General features: G+C 65.1%; 19 protein-coding genes. 17 read left to right on the forward strand and 2 right to left on the reverse strand.

Going from position 1 to position 19974, the window contains the following annotated elements; all coding sequences use genetic code 11:
* The first annotated feature begins 153 nt into the window (after positions 1-153).
* Positions 154-1014 (forward strand): 23S rRNA (adenine(2030)-N(6))-methyltransferase RlmJ, encoded by an 861-nt coding sequence (locus A3AS_RS0114760; protein ID WP_018318351.1) that lies wholly within the window; start codon positions 154-156, stop codon positions 1012-1014.
* Between the two features lie 265 nt (positions 1015-1279).
* The gene (locus tag A3AS_RS0114765; RefSeq protein WP_008544396.1) at positions 1280-1495 is read left to right on the forward strand and encodes a cold-shock protein; all 216 of its coding nucleotides are present in this window, start codon (positions 1280-1282) and stop codon (positions 1493-1495) included.
* 111 nt (positions 1496-1606) lie between these two features.
* On the opposite strand, the gene A3AS_RS0114770 is transcribed toward A3AS_RS0114765, so the two are convergent.
* Entirely contained in the window at positions 1607-2230 is a 624-nt protein-coding gene (locus tag A3AS_RS0114770) for an outer membrane protein (protein WP_020508683.1), read from the reverse strand.
* A 249-nt stretch (positions 2231-2479) separates the two neighbouring features.
* On the opposite strand from A3AS_RS0114770, the gene uvrC reads away from it, so the two are divergent.
* The 9 genes from uvrC to A3AS_RS0114815 all read left to right on the forward strand — a co-directional run bounded on the left by uvrC (position 2480) and on the right by A3AS_RS0114815 (position 11256).
* Positions 2480-4534 (forward strand): excinuclease ABC subunit UvrC, encoded by a 2055-nt coding sequence (gene uvrC / locus A3AS_RS0114775; protein WP_018318353.1) that lies wholly within the window; start codon positions 2480-2482, stop codon positions 4532-4534.
* A 97-nt stretch (positions 4535-4631) separates the two neighbouring features.
* On the forward strand, positions 4632-5249 hold the full coding sequence (pgsA, locus tag A3AS_RS0114780; protein ID WP_018318354.1) for a CDP-diacylglycerol--glycerol-3-phosphate 3-phosphatidyltransferase: 618 nt from the start codon (positions 4632-4634) through the stop codon (positions 5247-5249).
* Positions 5246-5497 (forward strand): molybdopterin converting factor subunit 1, encoded by a 252-nt coding sequence (moaD, locus tag A3AS_RS0114785; protein ID WP_018318355.1) that lies wholly within the window; start codon positions 5246-5248, stop codon positions 5495-5497. The genes pgsA and moaD overlap by 4 nt, the downstream gene beginning before the upstream one ends.
* Positions 5498-5500: 3 nt before the next feature.
* The gene (locus tag A3AS_RS0114790) at positions 5501-5983 is read left to right on the forward strand and encodes a molybdenum cofactor biosynthesis protein MoaE (RefSeq protein ID WP_018318356.1); all 483 of its coding nucleotides are present in this window, start codon (positions 5501-5503) and stop codon (positions 5981-5983) included.
* A complete protein-coding gene (prmB, locus tag A3AS_RS0114795) occupies positions 5983-6942 on the forward strand; it encodes a 50S ribosomal protein L3 N(5)-glutamine methyltransferase (protein ID WP_018318357.1) in 960 nt (319 codons plus the stop codon). The genes A3AS_RS0114790 and prmB overlap by 1 nt, the downstream gene beginning before the upstream one ends.
* A gap of 92 nt (positions 6943-7034) precedes the next feature.
* Complete coding sequence (locus tag A3AS_RS0114800; protein WP_018318358.1) at positions 7035-7622, forward strand: phage holin family protein; 588 nt, start codon at positions 7035-7037, stop codon at positions 7620-7622.
* Complete coding sequence (locus A3AS_RS0114805; RefSeq protein WP_018318359.1) at positions 7623-8753, forward strand: YihY/virulence factor BrkB family protein; 1131 nt, start codon at positions 7623-7625, stop codon at positions 8751-8753.
* A 148-nt stretch (positions 8754-8901) separates the two neighbouring features.
* The gene (locus A3AS_RS0114810) at positions 8902-10386 is read left to right on the forward strand and encodes an EAL domain-containing protein (protein ID WP_018318360.1); all 1485 of its coding nucleotides are present in this window, start codon (positions 8902-8904) and stop codon (positions 10384-10386) included.
* 15 nt (positions 10387-10401) lie between these two features.
* The gene (locus tag A3AS_RS0114815; RefSeq protein WP_018318361.1) at positions 10402-11256 is read left to right on the forward strand and encodes a TIGR01459 family HAD-type hydrolase; all 855 of its coding nucleotides are present in this window, start codon (positions 10402-10404) and stop codon (positions 11254-11256) included.
* 212 nt (positions 11257-11468) lie between these two features.
* Here A3AS_RS0114815 and A3AS_RS0114820 read toward each other — a convergent pair whose 3' ends face one another.
* Positions 11469-11864, reverse strand: coding sequence for a response regulator (locus tag A3AS_RS0114820; protein WP_008567674.1), 396 nt, complete (start codon positions 11862-11864; stop codon positions 11469-11471).
* A gap of 231 nt (positions 11865-12095) precedes the next feature.
* Here A3AS_RS0114820 and A3AS_RS0114825 point away from each other — a divergent pair, with 231 nt between their 5' ends.
* The 6 genes from A3AS_RS0114825 to A3AS_RS0114850 all read left to right on the forward strand — a co-directional run.
* Complete coding sequence (locus tag A3AS_RS0114825; protein ID WP_018318362.1) at positions 12096-13067, forward strand: bifunctional riboflavin kinase/FAD synthetase; 972 nt, start codon at positions 12096-12098, stop codon at positions 13065-13067.
* A 202-nt stretch (positions 13068-13269) separates the two neighbouring features.
* Positions 13270-16278, forward strand: a complete 3009-nt coding sequence (gene ileS / locus A3AS_RS0114830) for an isoleucine--tRNA ligase (protein WP_018318363.1) — start codon at positions 13270-13272, stop codon at positions 16276-16278.
* Positions 16279-16288: 10 nt separating this feature from the next.
* Positions 16289-16783, forward strand: coding sequence for a signal peptidase II (gene lspA / locus A3AS_RS0114835; RefSeq protein ID WP_018318364.1), 495 nt, complete (start codon positions 16289-16291; stop codon positions 16781-16783).
* Positions 16784-16878: 95 nt separating this feature from the next.
* Complete coding sequence (locus A3AS_RS0114840) at positions 16879-17604, forward strand: hypothetical protein (protein WP_018318365.1); 726 nt, start codon at positions 16879-16881, stop codon at positions 17602-17604.
* A gap of 194 nt (positions 17605-17798) precedes the next feature.
* A complete protein-coding gene (locus A3AS_RS0114845; RefSeq protein ID WP_026202005.1) occupies positions 17799-19190 on the forward strand; it encodes a pitrilysin family protein in 1392 nt (463 codons plus the stop codon).
* The coding region (locus tag A3AS_RS0114850; protein WP_018318367.1) for a pitrilysin family protein at positions 19187-19974 on the forward strand (788 nt) is incomplete at its 3' end. The genes A3AS_RS0114845 and A3AS_RS0114850, both read left to right, overlap by 4 nt.

Raw genomic sequence — 19974 nt, forward strand, 5'->3', positions numbered from 1 at the left:
GGGCGCGCGGAGCGCGAACGATGATGCGCATTTGCGCATCTGAAATTCCATCCAGCAGCATGCGCCGTGGCGAAATGGATTCCGGGCTCGGTGCCATGCACCGCCCGGAATGACAGCAGTTACTTTCGGCGCGTGATGTCGTAACTCTTCGCCATGAATTACCGCCACGCCTTTCACGCCGGCAACTTCGCCGATGTCATCAAGCACATCGTGCTGGCGCGCATCATCACCTATCTGCAGGACAAGCCGGGGGCGTTCCGCGTCATCGACACCCATGCCGGCGCCGGCCTCTACGATCTCGACAGCGACGAGGCGCGCCGGGGCGGCGAATGGCTGACCGGAATCGCGCGGCTGATGCAGGCGCGCCTCTCGAACGAGACCCTCGCGCTGGTACAACCCTATCTCGATATCGTCCGCGCCTTCAATCCCAAGGGTGAGCTCAAGGCCTATCCAGGCTCGCCGTTGATTGCGCGCGGCCTGCTCCGGCCGCAAGATCGGATCATCGCATGCGAGCTGGAGCCGAAGGCGCGGAAAGCGCTGATCGACGTGCTGCGCCGCGACGAACAGGCCCGCGTGGTCGACCTCGACGGCTGGATGGCGCTGCCGGCTTTCGTGCCGCCGAAGGAGCGGCGCGGACTCGTGCTGATCGATCCGCCCTTCGAGGCCAAGGACGAGTTCGAGCGGCTGGGCGAAGCCTTCTCCACCGCCTTCGCGAAATGGCCAACCGGCATCTATGTCATTTGGTATCCCGCCAAGAATCGGCGCGCCACCGACACACTGGTTCAAACGGTGGCGCGGCTCGCATCTGCAGCAAAACCGCCGGGAAATTGTCTGCGCCTCGAGTTCAGCGTCGCGCCTCAGCTCGACGGCGGAGCTCTCGCCTCCACCGGGCTCCTGATCGTCAATCCGCCCTACACGCTGCAGGGCGAGCTCAAGACGATCCTGCCCGAGCTGGAAATGCCGCTCGGCCAAGGTGGTGCTGCCAGATTCCGATTGGAGGTGCCCAAGCCTTAAAGCCAGCCCGTAACACTCCGGCATTCTTGGGAAAAATATGCAGGAGCGGTAGTCAATCTGCAGAGAACCGTATTATGCTGTTTCCGTGACTGGCTTTACGTTCCGCTTCCGCGAATGGTTGCGGCGGAGTGAAGGCCTAAGAAAGATCCGGCCGGACCGCCAGCGGTCCGCCCAAGGATGGCCAGCTCCCGGGCTCCGTAGTGCCCCGTCATGTCGTGACGTGAGTCTGCGTTGCGGCGGAGGAGCAATGAGGGGGAGTTTCCCGATGGCCATGACGGGAACGGTTAAGTTTTTCAACGGCGAACGCGGCTACGGTTTCATCAAGCCTGACGACGGCGGCCGCGACGTCTTCGTACATATTACTGCTGTGGAGCGGGCCGGACTGAAGGACCTTGCGGAAGGACAGCGTATTACTTTCGAAGTCGAACCCGACAAGAAGGGGAAGGGACCGAAGGCGGTCAATCTGGTCATCCTCTCCTAGCGGGCCTGACGCACAACATTCGGCGCAATACTTGGCGCAAAAATACTTGGCAAAAAAATCCCGGCTGCGAGCGGCCGGGAGGTTATGGTCCGGTATTTTTTTCTTCAGCTATCAGAAGCGATAGTTCACGCCTGCGCGCACAACGCTGGCGCTATAGCCGTTTGACACCCCTGTAATTGCGAACTGTGTCGTCGACAGATCGATGTAGAGATATTCCAGCTTGGCGCTCCAGTTCGGGGCCAGACCGACTTCCGCACCGGCGCCGATGGTCCAGCCGGCGGTGGTGTGCGATTCCGTCCAGCCGAAGGTCTGCGCACGCAGCTCGCCGAAGGCGAGGCCGGCGGTGCCATAGAACAGCACGTTGCTGAAGGCATAGCCGGCGCGGCCGCGCAGGGTGCCGAACCACGGATTGGAGAATTTCCACGGCGCGAAGGTGTCGTCGGCACCGGCGGCCTGGATGTCGCCCTCGACGCCGAACACAAACGGGCCATTCTGGAAGTTGTAGCCGGCCTGCACGCCGCCGACGAAGCCCGACGGCTTCGAGGGGTTGTTGTCCACCGAGCCCCATTCATAGCCGATGTTGCCGCCGAGATAGGGGCCTGCCCAGCTATACGCGTTGAGCGGCTGGTTGACGGTATAGGGCGCGCGCTGACCGTAAGTCATGTCGGCGGCCTCCGCCGAAGCTGTCCAGCCGGCGGCAACCAACGCGGCTGCGCCCACAACGAGCCTCTTCATCACTTAACTCCAACGCAACTGCCGTCACCGGTGCGGCGCCCGCGCCGCCGCGCGAGGCAACCGCATGGTTACGGAACCACGACCTTTTCGCGTATGATTTATCGAGAGTTTTAAGTTAAAGGGCTGTTAAGCCGGGTTACCGCGCTGTTAACAGGCTTAAGCAAGCGTTACCGGGAACTGCGCCGCCATCCTGTGCGTGCCGCACGGCCGGAACTTCAAATCGGCACCCCCAGCGCCTAAATTCGCTCCATGGTTCACGATTCCACCGACAATCCGGACGACCGCGCGCGCAAACCCGTGCGTGGCGCCGCGCCGGACGTCCCAGCCGAAATGCCTCCGGACCTCGATCCCGCCACCAGCGGCGGCGATGACGAGGACGATGCGCGGCTGCCCGATATCCTGGAAGAGAGCGGCGCCGTCGGCGAAGGACCGCTGGCGACCGGCCATGAGGCGATCGAACGCGCGGTGCGGCTCGCACCGACCTCGCCCGGCGTCTATCGCATGCTCAATGCGAATGCCGACGTGCTCTATGTCGGCAAGGCCAAGAACGTCAAAAAGCGCCTCTCCAACTATGCGCGCCAGAATGCACCGCAGCCGGCCCGCATCCTGCGCATGATCGCGGCCACGGTGACCGTGGAGATCGTCTCGACCAACACCGAGACCGAGGCGCTGCTGCTGGAAGCCAACCTCATCAAGCAGCTGCGGCCGCGCTTCAACGTTCAGCTGCGCGACGACAAATCGTTTCCCTACATCCTGATCACCGGCGACCATTGGGCGCCGCAGATCCTCAAACATCGCGGCGCGCAGAGCCGGCCCGGGCGCTATTTCGGGCCCTTCGCCTCCGCCGGCGCGGTCAACCGCACCATCACGGCGCTGCAGCGCGCCTTCCTGATCCGCTCCTGCACCGATTCCTTCTTCGAGAGCCGCACCCGGCCCTGCCTGCTCTACCAGATCCGCCGCTGCGCCGGCCCCTGCACCCGCGAGATCGACTTCGGCGGCTATACCACCCTGGTGCGCGAGGCGAGCGACTTCCTGTCCGGCAAGAGCCATGCGGTGAAGCAGGAGCTTGCCGGCGAGATGGAGAAGGCGTCCGGTGACCTCGAGTTCGAGCGCGCCGCGCTCTACCGCGACCGCCTCGCCGCGCTGTCGGCGATCCAGTCGCAGCAGGGCATCAATCCGCGCACGGTGGAGGAGGCCGACGTGTTCGCCATCCATCAGGAGGGCGGCTTCTCCTGCGTCGAGGTGTTCTTCTTCCGCACCGGCCAGAACTGGGGCAACCGGGCCTATTTTCCGCGCGCGGAGAAGACGTACACCCCGGAAGAGGTGCTCGGCTCCTTCCTCGCCCAGTTCTACGACGACAAGCCGCCGCCGAGGAACATCCTGCTCTCGCACGAGATCGAGGAAAGCGAGCTGCTCGCCAATGCGCTGTCGATCAAGGCTGGCCACAAGGTCGAGGTCACCGCGCCCAAGCGCGGCGAGAAAAAGGAACTCGTCGCCCACGCGTTGACCAATGCGCGCGAAGCCCTCGGCCGCAAGCTCGCGGACACCGCCACGCAAAGCCGCCTGCTCGATGCCATCGCCACGACGCTGAGCCTGCCCCATTCGCCCAAGCGCATCGAGGTCTACGACAACAGCCACATCCAGGGCACCAATGCGGTCGGCGCCATGATCGTCGCCGGCCCCGACGGTTTCGTGAAGAACCAGTACCGCAAGTTCAACATCAAGTCGGAAGGGATCACGCCGGGCGACGACTTCGCCATGATGCGCGAGGTGCTGGAGCGGCGCTTCAAGCGCCTGATCAACCCGCCCGAGGAGGGTGCGACCAAAGCGAAGGACGACGACTTCCCGCAATGGCCTGATCTCGTCATCATCGACGGCGGCCGCGGCCAGCTCAACGCCGTTCGCGAGATCTTCGCCAATCTCGGCCTGACCCAGGTGTCGCTGATGTCGGTCGCCAAGGGGCCGGACCGGGATGCCGGACGCGAGACCCTGTTCATGCCCGAGCGCGAGGCGATCAAGCTGGAGCCGCGCGACCCCGTGCTTTATTTCATCCAGCGGCTGCGCGACGAGGCCCACCGCTTCGTCATCGGCTCCCACCGCAAGCTGCGCAAGAAGGACATCCGCGAGGCCGGTTTGCAGGAGATTCCGGGCATCGGCCCGTCACGCAAACGTGCCTTGCTGCATCATTTCGGAACCCTGAAGGAGATCGAACGGGCCTCGATCGCCGATCTCGGCAAGGTTCCGGGGGTCAGTGCCGAGAGTGCGCGCAGGATTTTCGAGTATTTCCATCCCCAGCCGGGATGAATTAAAGGGGGACCGCAGTCATATGATCGTCGTGTCCGCACCTCATTTGGGGTGCGGGACGGTTGACGTTCAGGCAGCAGCGGTATTGGTAGGACGGATGAACATCGCCACCACACGAGGGACGACCAGCCGCGCGATGTCCCTCCCCAACATCCTGACCTATGGCCGGATCGCCGCGATCCCGGTCGTCGTCGGATGCATCTATGCGCAGTCGATTCTGGATCAGCCGCTCTGGCTGCGCTGGGTGGCGGTCGCCCTCTTCATCGCGGCCGCGGTCACCGATTACCTCGACGGCTATTACGCGCGGATCTGGAATCAGCAATCGGCGTTCGGCCGGATGCTCGACCCGATCGCCGACAAGCTGCTGGTCGCCTCGTGCCTGCTGATGCTGGCCGCCGACGGCATCATCCACGGCTGGTCGTTGTGGGCCGCCATCGTCATCCTGTGCCGCGAGATCCTGGTCTCGGGCCTGCGCGAATACCTCGCCGCGCTCCGCGTCAGCGTGCCCGTGACCAAGCTTGCGAAGTGGAAGACCACGGTCCAGCTCGTCGCGATCGGCTTCCTGCTCGCGGGACCTGCCGGCGACGAGGTGGTGCCCGTCGTCTCGATGATTGGCCTCGCCCTGCTGTGGGCCTCGGCGATCGTGACCATCTATACCGGCTACGATTATTTCCGCGCCGGCATCCATCACCTCATCAAGGAGGACGAGGGATGAAGGTGAAATATTTCGCCTGGGTGCGCGAGCGCGTCGGCAAGGCGGAGGAGACCATCGAGCCGCCGGCGACCGTGCGCACCGTCGAGGAGTTGATCGCCTGGCTGTCTGGCCAGAGCGAGGCCTATGCCTACGCGTTCGAGAAGCCGAAGGTGATCCGCACCGCGATCGACCACGCCCATGTCAAATCGGATGCCGCGATCGCGGGCGCCCGCGAGATCGCGTTTTTCCCGCCGATGACCGGCGGTTAGGCCATGTCTTCCCCAGTCGCCAGCTGCCCTGTCACCATCCGTATTCAGGAAGACGATTTCGACATCGCGCGCGAGATCGCCGTCCTGACCAAGAGCCGGACCGACATCGGCGCGGTCGTGAGCTTCTCCGGCATCTGCCGCGCGGACGATGACAGCGCCAAGGTCGCCGCGCTCACGCTCGAGCACTATCCTGGCATGGCCGAGGAAGAGATCAGGCGCCATGCCGACGAAGCCATTTCCCGCTGGCCGCTGAACGGCGTCACCGTGATCCATCGCGTCGGCCGCTTCATGCCGGGCCAGAACATCGTGCTGGTGCTGACCGCCTCGCAGCACCGCCAGGCCGCATTCCATGCCGCCGAGTTCCTGATGGACTACCTCAAGACCAGCGCCCCGTTCTGGAAGAAGGAAGAGAGCGCCACCGGCACCGGCTGGGTCGAGGCCCACGCCCGTGACGACGAGGCCGCCGCACGCTGGACCAAATCCTGATGGCAAGAGCATCCAAAAAGACCGCGCGCAGCCGCGCCGCACCGAAGCTCGCGACGGTCGGACGCGGCGAGCTCCTCACGCTGCTCGACTACGTCCGCTACGCGGTGAGCCGCTTCGTTGAAGCAAAACTCGCCTTTGCTCATGGCACGACCGATCCGGTCGCCGAAGCCGCCTTCCTGGTCTGCGAGGCGCTGCATCTGCATCCCGAACAGCTCGAAAGCTTTGCCAACGCGCGCGTCACGGCCGCCGAGGGCAAGACCGTGCTCGATCTGATCCACCAGCGCGTGACCACGCGCAAACCGGCCGCCTATCTCGTCAACAAGATCTACATGCGTGGCCTGCCCTTCTATGTCGACGAGCGCGTCATCGTTCCGCGCTCCTTCATCGGCGAACTGCTGGATTCGCATTTTGGCGGCGACGGCGAGGCCGGATCGCTGATCGACGACCCTACGGGCGTCGAGCGCGTGCTCGATCTCTGCACGGGATCGGGATGCCTCGCCATCCTCGCCGCGCAGCATTTCCCGAACGCCGCCGTCGATGCCGTCGATATCTCGAAGGGAGCGTTCGAGGTCGCCACGCGAAATGTCGGCGAATACGGGCTCGAGGACCGGATCAGCCTGTATCGCGGCGATCTGTTCGCCCCGCTCGGCGATGCGCGTTACGACCTGATCATCACCAACCCGCCCTATGTCGACGCAGAAGGCATGGCCGCACTGCCGCCTGAGTGCCGGGCCGAACCCAAGCTCGCCTTCGACGGTGGCGCCGACGGCCTCGACGTGGTCCGCCGCATCCTGGCTGAGGCGCCCGATCACCTCACTCCGGACGGCGGACTGATCTGCGAGATTGGCCGCGGCCGCGAATTGGTCGACGAGGCCTTTCCGGAACTGCCGCTGCTCTGGCTCGACACCGAGGACTCCGAGGGCGAGGTGTTCTGGATCGCGGCCGCCGATCTCGCCTGATTCACCACGACGGACGGTGCTCCGTCGGAACAAGTCAAATTCCGCCACGTTCATCCCCCGAACGAATTTTCTCGCTCTCGGAGGATGTCCGCATGCTCGCGCCATCGGGCGAACTGCTGCGCGCCGGCATGGCGCTGAAGCTCAACCACGTCAAACGCGCCGCTCAATCCTATCTGCGTGACCAGACCAGCCAGGCGACCGGCAAGGTGACGTCTTACGCCGTGGCCGGCGGGCTGTTTGCGGTCGCGGGCCTGTTCGTGATCGCGGCATTCTTCGTCGGGCTGATCGCCCTGTACCGCTGGGTCGCCATCACCTACGGGCAGTTCTGGGGTTTCGGGGCCGTCGGCGGCGTGCTGCTGGTGCTGGCGGCGGTCTGCGCGGGCGTGGCAATGGCGCAGATGAAGCGCAAAGCCAAGCCGATCGTGCCGCTGGCCAGCCGGTTGCGCGTTGCGATCGCGACCCCGCGGATCCCGCGCGGAACGGTCAAGGAGGCCGTGAAAGAGGTGGCGACCACGATTCCCCTTGCGCCGCTCGCGCCGCGCGAGCGCCGCCATGGCGCAAGAGCCCGGCCCGTTCGCACCAACCGACCCGTGCAGCTTGGCTTGATGCTCGCCGCGATTGGGTTGGCAGGGTTCACGGCAGCGCGCCGCCGGCGTCACGGCCGGAGATTGGACGCTTAAATGCTGGTGCGGCGCTCCGAACAGATCGACTCCTGGCTGCTGGTGGCGGCGACGGCCGTCTTCGTGCTGACGGCGGAGCGCTACTTTCAGGACAGGGACTTGGTCCCATCGGGGCCCCCGCAAGACCATCGAAAAGGCGAGGCGAATTCACCGGAAACGCATCCCGCGCGCGCGGCCGTGCAGCCCGGCCATGGCCGCCGCGCCAAGAGCCCGTTTGAGATCCCCTGGAAGGGCTGGAAGGATATCTTCTGGCGGACCTATCAGCGCATCGATGAGGATCGCCTGCTGGCGACAGCGGGCGGCGTGGTGTTCTTCGGGCTGCTCGCGGTCTTCCCGGCGGTCACGGCGGTGGTCTCGTCTTACGGCCTGTTCGCCGATCCCGCGACAATCAGCGCTAATCTGCAGACGCTTGCAACGATGCTGCCCGAGGGCTCGTTTCAGATCGTCGAGGACCAGGTGGCGCGCGTGGTCTCGCATGGCAATACCACGCTCGGTGCCACGTTCCTGCTCGGCCTTCTGCTGGCGATCTGGAGCGCCAATGCGGGGGTCAAGGCGATCTTCGATGCCCTCAATGTGGCCTATGAGGAACGCGAGAAGCGCAGCTTTATCCGGCTCAACATGGTCTCGCTGGCCTTCACGGTCGGCGGCATCGTGGCACTGCTGGTGATGGTGGGGGTTGTCGTAGCCTTTCCGCTGGCGCTCAATCATCTCGGCATGGCACCCGAAAGCAAGCTGATCGTGGCGCTGGCACGATGGCCGCTCATGTTCCTCATCCTGCTCGTAGCGCTTGCGATCCTCTACCGCTTCGCGCCCAGCCGCGATGCGCCGCGCTGGCAATGGCTGAGCCTCGGCGCGGTGATCGCCGCCATCCTCTGGATCGCCGGCTCGGCGCTGCTGTCCTGGTATCTCTCGGAGTTTGCCAATTACAATGCGACCTACGGCTCGCTCGGCGCGGCAATCGGCCTGATGACCTGGATGTGGATGTCGGCGATCGTCATCATGTTCGGCGCCGAGCTGAATTCGGAGATCGAACGGCAGACGCTGAAGGACACGACCGCGGGGCCACCCAAGCCGCTCGGCACCCGCGACGCCGTCTCGGCAGATACAGTCGGAGCCGCCGCGCCCGCCTGACCGCGCCCGGGAACGGGCCGCTATCCCCTCGAATCAACAATGATGATAAGCTCATGCAGCTTGGGGGAGCATGAGGCGTGACGGGTTCGCACAGCGGCCCGTGTTTTCCCGGGTGAGGCAGTCAGCTCTTTGAGGCGTAACGCGCGGCATGATTCGCATTTCGACGATCTTCATCGCCATCTGCATGGTACTGGTCGCGGCCTCGCTCGGGCTTGTGCTCTACGCCGTCGCCGGCATCAGCGGAACCGAATCCGCGATCGTGGCGCTGACCGCGCTGACCTTCCTGATCCTCTACAACGCGGTGTCGATGCGGCTGCGCGACCGCAGCGATGTCGGCGGCCAGATCGCCGATTTATCGCGCGGCACCGCCGACCTCGCCCGCCAGGTGGCGGAGTTCGGTCGCCGCCTGGCCGCGATTGAGGGACGTATCGCCTCGTCCAATTCGACCAACTCCGACCGCATCCAGTCGGTGGTCGGCGAGATCAACGAGCTCGGCGGATTGGTCAGGCAGCTCGCCACCACCGTATCGACTCATGAGGATCTGTTGGCTGGCAATGCGCCAGCGCCGGCTCCCGCTCCGATCGCCAGGCTGGAGCCGGAGGCGCCAATCGACCTGATTGCGCCGTTCGAGGAGCGGTCGGCTGCCCCGCCGCCGCTGCCCGCACCGCCGTCACGACCAGCACCGGCGATCCAGACCCAGGCCGCCAATCCGGTTCCGGCAGTCAACGGGCGCAACCAGACCCAGTTGCTGGCGGCGCTGCGCAACGCGATCGACGAAAACCGCATCGACATCTTCCTGCAGCCGATGGTGACGCTGCCGCAACGCAAGGTGCGGTTCTATGAAGCCGTGACGCGACTTCGTGACGAGCGCGACCAGCTGATCGCCGCCGAGGAGTTCATCAGCATCGCAGAAGCGTCCGGCCTGATCGGGCGCATCGACAACATGGTGATGCTGCGCTGTGTGCAGGTGCTGCGGCGCCTGATGGTGCGCAACAAGGACGTCGGCGTGTTCTGCAACGTCGCGGCCTCCACGCTCGGCAATTCCACCACCTTCGCGCAATGCCTCGACTTCCTCGAAGCCAACCGGGCGCTGGCGCCCTCGCTGGTGCTGGAGTTCAAGCAATCGACCTTCCGCAATCTCGGCCCGGCCGAGACCGAGAATCTCGCGGCGCTCGCTCAGCGCGGCTTCCGTTTCTCGATCGACCATGTCACCGATTTGCGCATCGAGCCGCGCGAGCTGGCCGACCGCGGGGTGCGCTTCATCAAGGTGCCGGCCACCCTGCTGCTCGACCCCCGGCAGGCCTCGGCCTCGGACATCCATCCTTCCGACCTCTCCGACTTGCTCGGCCGCTTCGGCATCGACCTGATCGCCGAAAGGATCGAAGGCGAGCGCGCGGTCGTGGACCTGCTCGACTATGACGTGCGGTTCGGCCAGGGCTTCCTGTTCGCGCCGCCCCGGCCATTGCGGCCTGAGGGGGCATCTGCTACCGGCGGGGCCTCGCCGAACCAGGCGCAGGACATTCAGGGATCCAATGGCTCCGCTCCCCCCAGCCAAGGCGCGACATCTGGCGCGACGTCAGCCCCTCCGGCACAACGCATCACCGGCAACGCGGCGCTCGCGCGCCGCATCTGATCGACGCTGCGCATCATGACCACACTGCATTTCGCCGAAAGCCTGCGCGAGCTCGTGGGCGGTGTCGATGTCGTGCTCAGCGACATCTGGGGCGTGGTCCATAACGGCCTCGAATCCTTCCCGGGAGCCTGCGAGGCGTTGCACACTTATCGCAGCCGCGGCGGTACGGTGATCCTGATCACCAACGCCCCGCGCCCGGCCGATAGCGTGCAGCGGCAGTTGCGCAAGCTCGGCGTCGCCGACGAGACCTATGACGCGATCGTGTCGTCCGGCGACCTGACCCGGCTCTATGTCGCCGAGCATCCCGGCCGCAAGATGTTCTGGCTCGGCCCCGAGCGCGACAACTCGATCTATCGCGGGCTCGACGCGAAAACCGCGCCGCTGGAGGAAGCCGACTACATCGTCTGCACCGGCCTCTATGACGACGAGACCGAAACGGCGGAAGACTATCGCGGCATGATGCTGAAGGCGCGCGAGCGCAAGCTGACGCTGGTCTGCGCCAATCCCGACATCGTGGTCGAGCGCGGCGACCGGCTGATCTATTGCGCCGGCGCCATCGCGGAGCTCTATCGCGAGCTCGGCGGCGAAGTGATCTTCTACGGCAAGCCGCACCGGCCGATCTACGAGCGCGCCATGGCACTCGCCGGCGAACGCCAGGGCCATCCGATCGACCGGAAAAAAGTGCTGGCGATCGGCGATTCCGTCCGCACCGACTTAACCGGCGCGCGCGAATTCGGCATCGACTGCCTGTTCGTCACCCGCGGCATCCATGCCGAGGAGTTCGAGGGCCTCGATCAGCTCGACCCGGCATCGGTGATGGAATTGTTCGGCCACCCGCCGAAGGCGGTGATGCGCGAATTGAAGTGGTGACGGCTGGGCGTGAACTGACGCCGGCTTAGACCAATTGCTTAGCTCTCAACACCGTCATGGCCGGGCACAGCCGTCCGAAGGACGGCGTCGCTTCCGCTCGCCTATGACCCGGCCATCTACGACTTGCTTCCAACGCCCAAGAACGTGGATGCCCGGGACAAGCCCGGGCATGACGATCTCCATAGAAAGCTGTGTTTGGATCAGGCGGCGCTTTACGCGCTCGCCATGTCCGGGAAGACCGCCTCGATCTTGGTCTTCAGCGTCGCCGCGTTGAACGGCTTGACGATGTAGTTGTTCACACCGGCCTTCTTGGCCGCGATCACGTTCTCGGTCTTGGATTCCGCGGTGATCATGATGAAGGGCGTGGTGGCGAGGTTCGGATCCGCGCGCACTTCGCGCAGCAGGTCGTAACCCGTCATCGGCTCCATGTTCCAGTCGGAGATCACGAGCCCGTACTTCTTGCCGCGCATCTTGTTCAGTGCTGCCGAACCGTCGCTGGCATCATCGATGTTCTCGAAGCCAAGCTGCTTCAGCAGATTCCTGATGATACGGATCATGGTGCTGTAGTCGTCCACCACCAGAACCGGCATCGACAAATCAACCGCCATCTCGACTCCCCCAACGCAAACCCAGGAATATTACGATCGGACCTGCCCAAGCTGGAGCCCCGGCAGTTCCACGCTCAAGGACTAGCACCAAGGCGTTAAACAGCGCGTTAATTGGGGACGCCCGCCAAGAACTGAAATCGCGTTCGATGTGGCCGCCTCCCTCCCGCTTGACTTCATCCGGCCGGTCGCGCCACGGTCCCGCCCGGTCCTGCCGGTTTGAGAATTCCCCTGATGGCTCCGCATTTTATCATTATCCGCGACACCACGCCGGTCTCCGCGATTCCAAGGGGTGCCGTGGTCGCCATGGGCAATTTCGACGGGGTTCATCTCGGCCACCGCGCCGTGATCGCCGCAGCCCTGGAAATGGGCCGGGCGCAGGGCCGCCCCGCGCTGGCATTGACCTTCGAGCCGCATCCGCGGCGGTTTTTCAGCCCCAACACCCCCCAATTCCGCCTGACGGACGAGCGGGCCAAGCTGCGGCTCCTGGCCGGCACCGGGCTAGCCGGCGCCGTGGTCATGACCTTCGACAAAGCCCGTGCCGGAACCAGCGCGCAAGACTTCATTCACCATGACCTGATCGGGCGGCTCGGCGTCAGCGGGATCGCGGTCGGCTATGACTTCCATTTCGGCAAAGGACGCGTCGGCTCGCCGAGCCTTTTGGTCAACGAAGCGCCCCGCCTCGGCATCGAGGTCGATGTGCAGCCCCATGTCGATATCGACGAGCGGCCGGTGTCCTCCAGCGCCATCCGGATCGCACTCGCCGAAGGCCTCCTCGGCGATGCCACTACCATGCTGGGCGCGCCCTGGTTCGTCACCGGCGAGGTCATCCACGGCGAGAAGCGCGGCCGCGATCTCGGCTATCCCACCGCCAACATCCGCCTGGACGCCAATTGCGGACTGAAGCACGGCATCTATGCGGTGCGCGTCGGCCGCGGGCCTGAGCGGCTGGACGGGGTGGCAAGCTTCGGCCGCCGCCCGACCTTTGATAACGGTGCCCCGCTGCTCGAGATCTTCCTGTTCGACTTCAAGGGCGACCTCTACGGGCAGGCTCTGGACTGCGCCTTCGTCGGCTTCATCCGCGAGGAGCTGAAATTCGACAGTCTGCAGGCCCTGATCCGCCAGATGGACGACGATTCCGCCCGTGCCCGCGCCATCCTGGCCGCCGCCCCGGACGCATTTCCGCGGCTCGGCACCATCGATTGAGCCCGAACCCGGCTTCCCCGAACCTTTGCGCTTCCCTTGGCCCCCTGCTATGGAGGGCCCATGTTTGCGCGGCGCATCATAGGGATTAGCGGCCCGGCTTCCGCCTGAGCCTTCGGCTCGGCGCAAGACCGGGATTTTGTCGTTTCACCCCGCGATTCCGCATCGCCATCCGTTCCCGCGCCCTTCCGAGCCAGTCAGCCACATGTCCGAAAAGCCGCAAAAATCCCCAAAGTCTGAAGCCAAAGACTATTCGAAGACCCTGTTCCTGCCGCAGACCGAATTCCCGATGCGCGCCGGCCTGCCGCAGCGCGAGCCGGAGATCCTCAAGCGCTGGTACGAGATCGGCCTCTACGAGAGACTGCGCGAGGCTGCCCAAGGCCGCGCCAAGTTCGTGCTGCATGACGGCCCGCCCTATGCCAACGGCAATATCCATATCGGCACCGCGCTGAACAAGATCCTCAAGGATCTCGTCACCAAGAGCCAGCAGATGCTCGGCTTCGATTCCAACTACGTGCCTGGCTGGGACTGCCACGGCCTGCCGATCGAATGGAAGGTCGAGGAAGAGCACTATCGCAAGAAGGGCAAGCAGAAGCCCGACTTCCGCGACTCCACCGCGATGATCGACTTCCGCAAGGAGTGCCGTGCCTACGCCACGCATTGGCTCGGCGTGCAACGCGAGGAGTTCAAGCGCTTGGGTGTGATCGGCGACTGGGACCATCCCTACGCCACCATGAGCTTCCCGGCCGAAGCCCAGATCGCGCGCGAACTGATGAAGTTCGCAGCCAACGGCACGCTCTATCGCGGCTCCAAGCCGGTGATGTGGAGCGTGGTCGAGAAGACCGCATTGGCCGAAGCCGAGGTCGAGTACGAGGACCACACCTCCGATACGGTGTGGGTGAAATTCCCGGTCACCTCGCCCGCGCACGGTGCGCTCGCCTCCGCAAGCGTCGTGATCTGGACCACCACGCCGTGGACGTTGCCGGGCAACCGCGCCATCTCGTTCTCACCGAAGATCGCCTACGGCCTGTACAAGGTGACGGACGCGCCCGCCGACAATTGGGCCAGGACCGGAGATCTCCTGATCCTCGCCGACGCGCTCGCTGAAGAGGTCTTCAAGCAGGCGCGCGTGACGGCCTTCGAGAAGGTGCGCGACGTGCCCGGCGACACCATGGACGCGATCGAATGCGCCCATCCGCTGAAGGGTCTTGCCGGCGGCTACGACTTCATCGTGCCGCTGCTGCCCGGCGACCACGTCACCGACGACACCGGCACCGGCTTCGTGCACACCGCGCCCGGCCATGGCCGCGAGGACTTCGATGCCTGGATGGCGCAGGCGCGCGATCTCGATGCGCGTGGCATCACCACGGCAATCCCCTATACCGTCGACGAGAACGGCGCCTACACCGATCATGCGCCGGGCTTTGCCGGCAAGCGCGTCATCAACGACAAGGGCGAGAAGGGCGAGGCCAACGAGGCCGTGATCAAGGCGCTCGTCGAAAAGGGCATGCTGCTCGCGCGCGGCCGGCTCAAGCACCAATATCCGCACTCCTGGCGCTCCAAGAAGCCGGTGATCTTCCGCAATACGCCGCAATGGTTCATCGCGATGGACAAGGACGTGGCGCAGGGCGGCAAGACCAAGAGCGGCGACACGCTGCGCGCCCGCGCGCTGCACGCGATCTCGGTGACGCAATGGGTGCCGCCGTCCGGCGAGAACCGCATCAACGGCATGATCGAGGCGCGGCCCGACTGGGTGATCTCGCGCCAGCGCGCCTGGGGCGTGCCGATCGCCGTGTTCGTGCGCGAGAAGGGCGACGGCTCCGCCGAGATCCTCCAGGACGAGGCCGTCAACACCCGTATCGGCGAGGCCTTCGAGCAGGAAGGCGCCGATGCCTGGTACGCGAAGGGCGCGCGCGAGCGCTTCCTGGGCTCACGGGCCAATGAAGACTGGCAGAAGGTCGACGATATTCTCGACGTCTGGTTCGATTCCGGCTCGACGCACGCCTTCGTGCTCGAGGACCCCGTGCAGTTTCCCGGGCTCGCCGGCATCAAGCGCAAGGTCGACGGCGGCACCGACACGGTGATGTATCTGGAAGGCTCGGACCAGCATCGCGGCTGGTTCCACTCCTCGCTGCTGGAGAGCTGCGGCACCCGCGGCCGCGCGCCCTACGACGTCGTGCTGACCCACGGCTTCACCCAGGCCGAGGACGGCCGCAAGATGTCGAAGTCGCTCGGCAACACCATCGAGCCGCAGGCCGTCATCAAGGAATCCGGCGCCGACATCTTGAGGCTCTGGGTCGCGTCCTGCGACTACACCGACGACCAGCGCATCGGCCCCGAGATCCTGAAGAACACCGTCGAGACCTACCGCAAGCTGCGCAACACCGTGCGCTGGATGCTCGGCACGCTGCATCATTACAAGCCGGCCGACGCAGTGGCGCCTGCCGAGATGCCCGAGCTCGAACGGCTGATGCTGCACGAGCTCGCGGTGCGCGCGGCTGCGGTCGACAAGGCCTATCGAGAGTTCGACTTCAAATCGGTGGTCGCGATCCTGTCCGCTTTCCTGAACAGCGAGCTCTCGGCGTTCTATTTCGACATCCGCAAGGACACGCTTTATTGCGATCCTCCGTCGTCGCCGACGCGCAAGGCGGCGCTGACGACGATCGACCTGTTGTGCGCCTCGGTCCTGAAATGGCTGGCGCCGATCCTCAGCTTCACCGCGGAGGAAAGCTGGCGCATGTATCGGCCAGATGCCGAGCCATCGGTGCATCTGACGCTGTTCCCGACCGATCTCGAAGCCTTGCGCGACGACAAGCTCGCCGCGAAATGGGAAGCGATCCGCAACGTCCGCCGCGTCGTCACCGGCGCGCTCGAGCTCGAACGTGCCGCCAAGAACATCGGCTCCTCGCTGGAGGCTTCGCCGGTGATCTACGTCGCCGACCGGGACATGCTGATGACGCTGTTCGACGTCGACCTCGCCGAAATCTGCATCACCTCGAATTACGAGGTGCGCGAAGGCGAGGCGCCCGCCGATGCGTTCCGGCTCGATGCCGTCCCCGGTGTCGCGGTCGTGGTGGAGAAGGCGGTCGGCACCAAATGCGCCCGCTCCTGGAAAATCTCCCCAATGGTCGGCGAAGACGCTGAATATCCCGACGTCACCCCGCGCGATGCACATGCGCTGCGCGAGTGGAAGGCGTTGGGCGTGAGCGTCTGATCCCGCGGCTATGACCCCGCTCCGCGCCGGCATCCTCGCGGCCCTGGTCACCCTCGTGGCCGACCAGGCCTCAAAGCTCTGGCTGCTGAACGGGTTCGACCTCGCCCGTCGCGGCGTGGTCAAGGTGACGCCGTTCTTCGACCTGGTGCTGGCCTGGAACATCGGCATCAGCTTCGGCTGGCTGCAGAACGACGGCCAGGCGGCGCAGCTCGCGCTGATGGCCGTCAAGGCCATCGCCGTGGTCGCGCTGGCGATCTGGATGGCCCGCTCGCACACCCGGCTTGCCACGATCGCGTTGGGCCTCATCATCGGCGGCGCCATCGGCAACGGCATCGACCGCCTCGCCTATGGCGCGGTGGTCGATTTCGCCCTGCTCCACATCGAGATCGGCGGAAATACCTATAATTGGTATGTGTTTAACCTCGCCGACGTGGCCATCGTTGCTGGGGTGGCGGGGCTATTGTATGATTCCTTCCTGGGGGTACCCGCCGCAAAAGCGCCCTGATCCCGGCCGATACGGACCGGCAGGTGGAACCCGGCCTTTGCGAGGGTTTGCCGCGTGCGAGCGGCGATCTGACACAATATGGAACAGGTACAGTAATGCGCAGCTCGAAGACCAGCATTTCGATGGTTCGAGACCCCCGATTGGGGCTTTGGCGGGCGTTGAAATTGTCCGCTGTCGCGCTCGGCATCGGCCTCGTCATGTCGGCTGGCGCAGCGCGCGCCGGTGACGACGACGATGAAGATGACGGGATGACCTTCGAAGAGAAGATCATCGACAATCTGATGTCCGGCATCGGCGCCAAGAGCATGGAAAAGCCCGGCATCGAATACCGCGAGCGCTCGCCGCTGGTGGTGCCGCCCAAGCTCGACCTGCCGCCTCCCGCGACCCAGGCCAAGGCTGCGCCGAACTGGCCCAAGGACCCCGAGGAGAAGCGCCGCAAGGAAGCCATCGCCGCACGCAAGAAGGCAACCAAGGAAACGGAAAACTGGCAGGCCGCCCGACAGCTGACGCCCGCCGAGATGAAGGCCGGCCAGGTCGCCGCAGCCCCCCGGACAAGCAATGACCCGATCCAGCCGGGCACCAACGGCAATCCGTCACTCAGCCCCGCCGAACTCGGCTTTTCCGGCGGCCTGTGGAATATGATGAAGGGCGGCAACGCCACCGAAGAAAAGAAATTCACCGAGGAGCCGCCGCGCCAGTCGCTGGTCGAGCCGCCGCCGGGCTATCAGACGCCGTCTCCGAACTACGCCTATGGCGCCGGGCCGGACAAGTCGCGGCGGACCTATTTCGACATCATGTCCGGCAAGGACAAGGAACAATAGCGTTCCTGTTCCACAGACCCGAAACCTCGCGCCGGCCATTCATGCACGCCGGCCGAGGCGCATAAATTGCTGATCAGTAACTTGCCATCGCGTTGAGTTCTCTGCTTCGTGACGCGAAGCCTCAGCCGCACGGTGTAGCATGCCGTGCCGTCCGAGCCGGACATCCGGACCTCGGCCTTTCACTAGGGATCATGATGTCCGCAAACCGATCGGCTGCCTGCCTCCTTGCCGCGCTGCTTTCGACCAGTGTCCTGACATCAGGCGCGGCCCTTGGCCAGACCACGGTCACATCGGCCCCGCCCGCCAGCTTCACGCTCAGCAACGGCATGCAGGTCGTGGTGATCCCCGATCACCGCACGCCCGTCGTCACCGAGATGATCTGGTACAAGGTCGGCTCGGCCGACGAGACGCCGGGCAAGTCCGGCCTCGCCCACTTCCTCGAGCACCTGATGTTCAAGGGCACCTCGAAGCACCCCGTCGGCGAATTCTCCCAGACCGTGCTTCGCGTCGGCGGCAACGAGAACGCCTCGACCTCGGTCGACTACACCAACTATTACCAGCGCGTGCCGAAAGAGCAGCTGCCGACCATGATGGAGTTCGAGGCCGACCGCATGACCGGCCTCATCCTCAAGGACGAGAACGTGCTGCCCGAGCGTGACGTCGTGCTCGAAGAATACAATATGCGCGTCGCCAACAATCCGGACGCGCGGCTGAACGAGCAGATCATGGCCGCGCTCTATCTCAATCATCCCTACGGCCGTCCGGTGATCGGCTGGCACCAGGAGATCGAGAAGCTCGACCGCGAGGACGCGCTCGCCTTCTACCGCCGCTTCTATGCGCCGAACAACGCGATCCTGGTGATCGCCGGCGACGTCGAGGCCGCCGACATCCGTCCACTGGTCGAGCGCAATTTCGGCTCGATCCCGGCGCAAGCAGCGATCCCGGCGCGGCGGGTCCGTCCGCAGGAGCCGGAGCCCGCCGCCCCGCGCACCGTCACGCTGGCCGACCCGCGCGTCGAGCAGCCGAGCATGCGGCGCTATTATCTCGTGCCCTCGGCAACCACGGCCGCGGCCGGCGAAAGCGCCGCCCTCGACGTGCTGGCGCAGCTGATGGGCAGCGGCAGCAATTCCTATCTCTACCGCGCCCTCGTTGTCGACAAGCCGCTCGCAGTCTCCGCCAATGCCAGCTATTCGAGCATCTCGCTCGACCCGACCCAGTTCGCGATCTCTGCCTCACCGAAACCCGGCGTCAGCTTCGCCGAGGTCGAGCAGGCGGTCGACGGCGTCATAGCCAATGTCGCGCAGAACCCGATCCGCGCCGAGGATCTGGAGCGGGTCAAGACCCAGCTCATCGCGGAAGCGATCTACGCCCAGGACAACCAGGCGGTGCTGGCACGCTGGTATGGCGGCGCGCTGACCACCGGCCTGTCGATCGAGGACATCAGGAGCTGGCCCGATCGCATCCGCGCGGTCACCGCCGAGCAGGTCCGTGCCGTCGCGCAGAAATGGCTCGAGAAGAAGCGCTCGGTGACGGGCTATCTGATCAAGGACACTGCCGCCACCAAGCGCGAGGAGAAGCGTTCGTGACCTATCCTTTCCTTCGACGCGTTGCCTTCTCGTTTGTCACGGGCGCTGCGCTTTCCCTCGCCGCCATCTCGCCGTCGCAGGCGGCCGCAAAGATCCAGCACCTGGTCTCGCCGGGTGGTATCGAGGCCTGGTTCGTGCAGGACGCAACCGTGCCGCTGATCGCCATGGAATATTCCTTTGCCGGCGGCTCGGCGCAGGATCCCAAGGACAAGCCGGGGGTCGCCAATCTGGTCGGCGATCTCCTCGACGAAGGCTCCGGCGATCTCGACTCCAAGACCTTCCACGAGCGGCTCGACCGCCGCGCCATCGAGCTCTCCTTCAGCGCCACCCGCGACACTTTCCGCGGCAGCCTGCGCATGCTGCGCGACAACAAGGACGAGGCCTTCGACCTCTTGCGGAGCGCGCTGACCTCGCCGCATTTCGACCCCGCCGATGTCGAGCGCATCCGCTCGCAGGTCGTCTCGGGCCTGCGCCGCGAGACCACCAATCCGACCTCGCTGGCGAGCCGCAAATTCCTGGAGGTCGCCTTCGGCGATCATCCCTACAGCCGGCAGAGCAACGGCAACCTCGACAGCGTGCCGACCATCACGATCGCCGACATGAAAGACTATGTCGGACGGGTGATCGCCAAGGACGGGCTGAAGATCGCAGTCGTCGGCGACGTCGATCCGGCGACCCTCGGCAAGCTGCTCGACCACACCTTCGGCAGCCTGCCCGCCAAGGCCAACCTCACGCCGGTCCCCGACGTCGAGGCCGCAAAACCGCCGCAACGCGCCTTCGTGAC

This window comes from Bradyrhizobium sp. WSM2793, from assembly GCF_000379585.1.
Classification (GTDB): Bacteria; Pseudomonadota; Alphaproteobacteria; order Rhizobiales; family Xanthobacteraceae; genus Bradyrhizobium.

Excerpts from the sequence above, each read along its gene's own strand:
- A3AS_RS0114815 (WP_018318361.1), top strand. The coding sequence starts at position 10,402 with ATGACCACACTGCATTTCGCCGAAAGCCTGCGCGAGCTCGTGGGCGGT.
- A3AS_RS0114760 (WP_018318351.1), top strand. The coding sequence starts at position 154 with ATGAATTACCGCCACGCCTTTCACGCCGGCAACTTCGCCGATGTCATC.
- A3AS_RS0114810 (WP_018318360.1), top strand. The coding sequence starts at position 8,902 with ATGATTCGCATTTCGACGATCTTCATCGCCATCTGCATGGTACTGGTC.
- prmB (WP_018318357.1), top strand. The coding sequence starts at position 5,983 with ATGGCAAGAGCATCCAAAAAGACCGCGCGCAGCCGCGCCGCACCGAAG.
- A3AS_RS0114770 (WP_020508683.1), bottom strand. The coding sequence starts at position 2,230 with ATGAAGAGGCTCGTTGTGGGCGCAGCCGCGTTGGTTGCCGCCGGCTGG.
- A3AS_RS0114840 (WP_018318365.1), top strand. The coding sequence starts at position 16,879 with ATGCGCAGCTCGAAGACCAGCATTTCGATGGTTCGAGACCCCCGATTG.
- lspA (WP_018318364.1), top strand. The coding sequence starts at position 16,289 with ATGACCCCGCTCCGCGCCGGCATCCTCGCGGCCCTGGTCACCCTCGTG.
- A3AS_RS0114825 (WP_018318362.1), top strand. The coding sequence starts at position 12,096 with ATGGCTCCGCATTTTATCATTATCCGCGACACCACGCCGGTCTCCGCG.
- uvrC (WP_018318353.1), top strand. The coding sequence starts at position 2,480 with ATGGTTCACGATTCCACCGACAATCCGGACGACCGCGCGCGCAAACCC.
- A3AS_RS0114765 (WP_008544396.1), top strand. The coding sequence starts at position 1,280 with ATGGCCATGACGGGAACGGTTAAGTTTTTCAACGGCGAACGCGGCTAC.
- A3AS_RS0114790 (WP_018318356.1), top strand. The coding sequence starts at position 5,501 with ATGTCTTCCCCAGTCGCCAGCTGCCCTGTCACCATCCGTATTCAGGAA.
- A3AS_RS0114845 (WP_026202005.1), top strand. The coding sequence starts at position 17,799 with ATGTCCGCAAACCGATCGGCTGCCTGCCTCCTTGCCGCGCTGCTTTCG.
- A3AS_RS0114800 (WP_018318358.1), top strand. The coding sequence starts at position 7,035 with ATGCTCGCGCCATCGGGCGAACTGCTGCGCGCCGGCATGGCGCTGAAG.
- ileS (WP_018318363.1), top strand. The coding sequence starts at position 13,270 with ATGTCCGAAAAGCCGCAAAAATCCCCAAAGTCTGAAGCCAAAGACTAT.
- A3AS_RS0114820 (WP_008567674.1), bottom strand. The coding sequence starts at position 11,864 with ATGGCGGTTGATTTGTCGATGCCGGTTCTGGTGGTGGACGACTACAGC.
- pgsA (WP_018318354.1), top strand. The coding sequence starts at position 4,632 with ATGAACATCGCCACCACACGAGGGACGACCAGCCGCGCGATGTCCCTC.
- moaD (WP_018318355.1), top strand. The coding sequence starts at position 5,246 with ATGAAGGTGAAATATTTCGCCTGGGTGCGCGAGCGCGTCGGCAAGGCG.
- A3AS_RS0114805 (WP_018318359.1), top strand. The coding sequence starts at position 7,623 with ATGCTGGTGCGGCGCTCCGAACAGATCGACTCCTGGCTGCTGGTGGCG.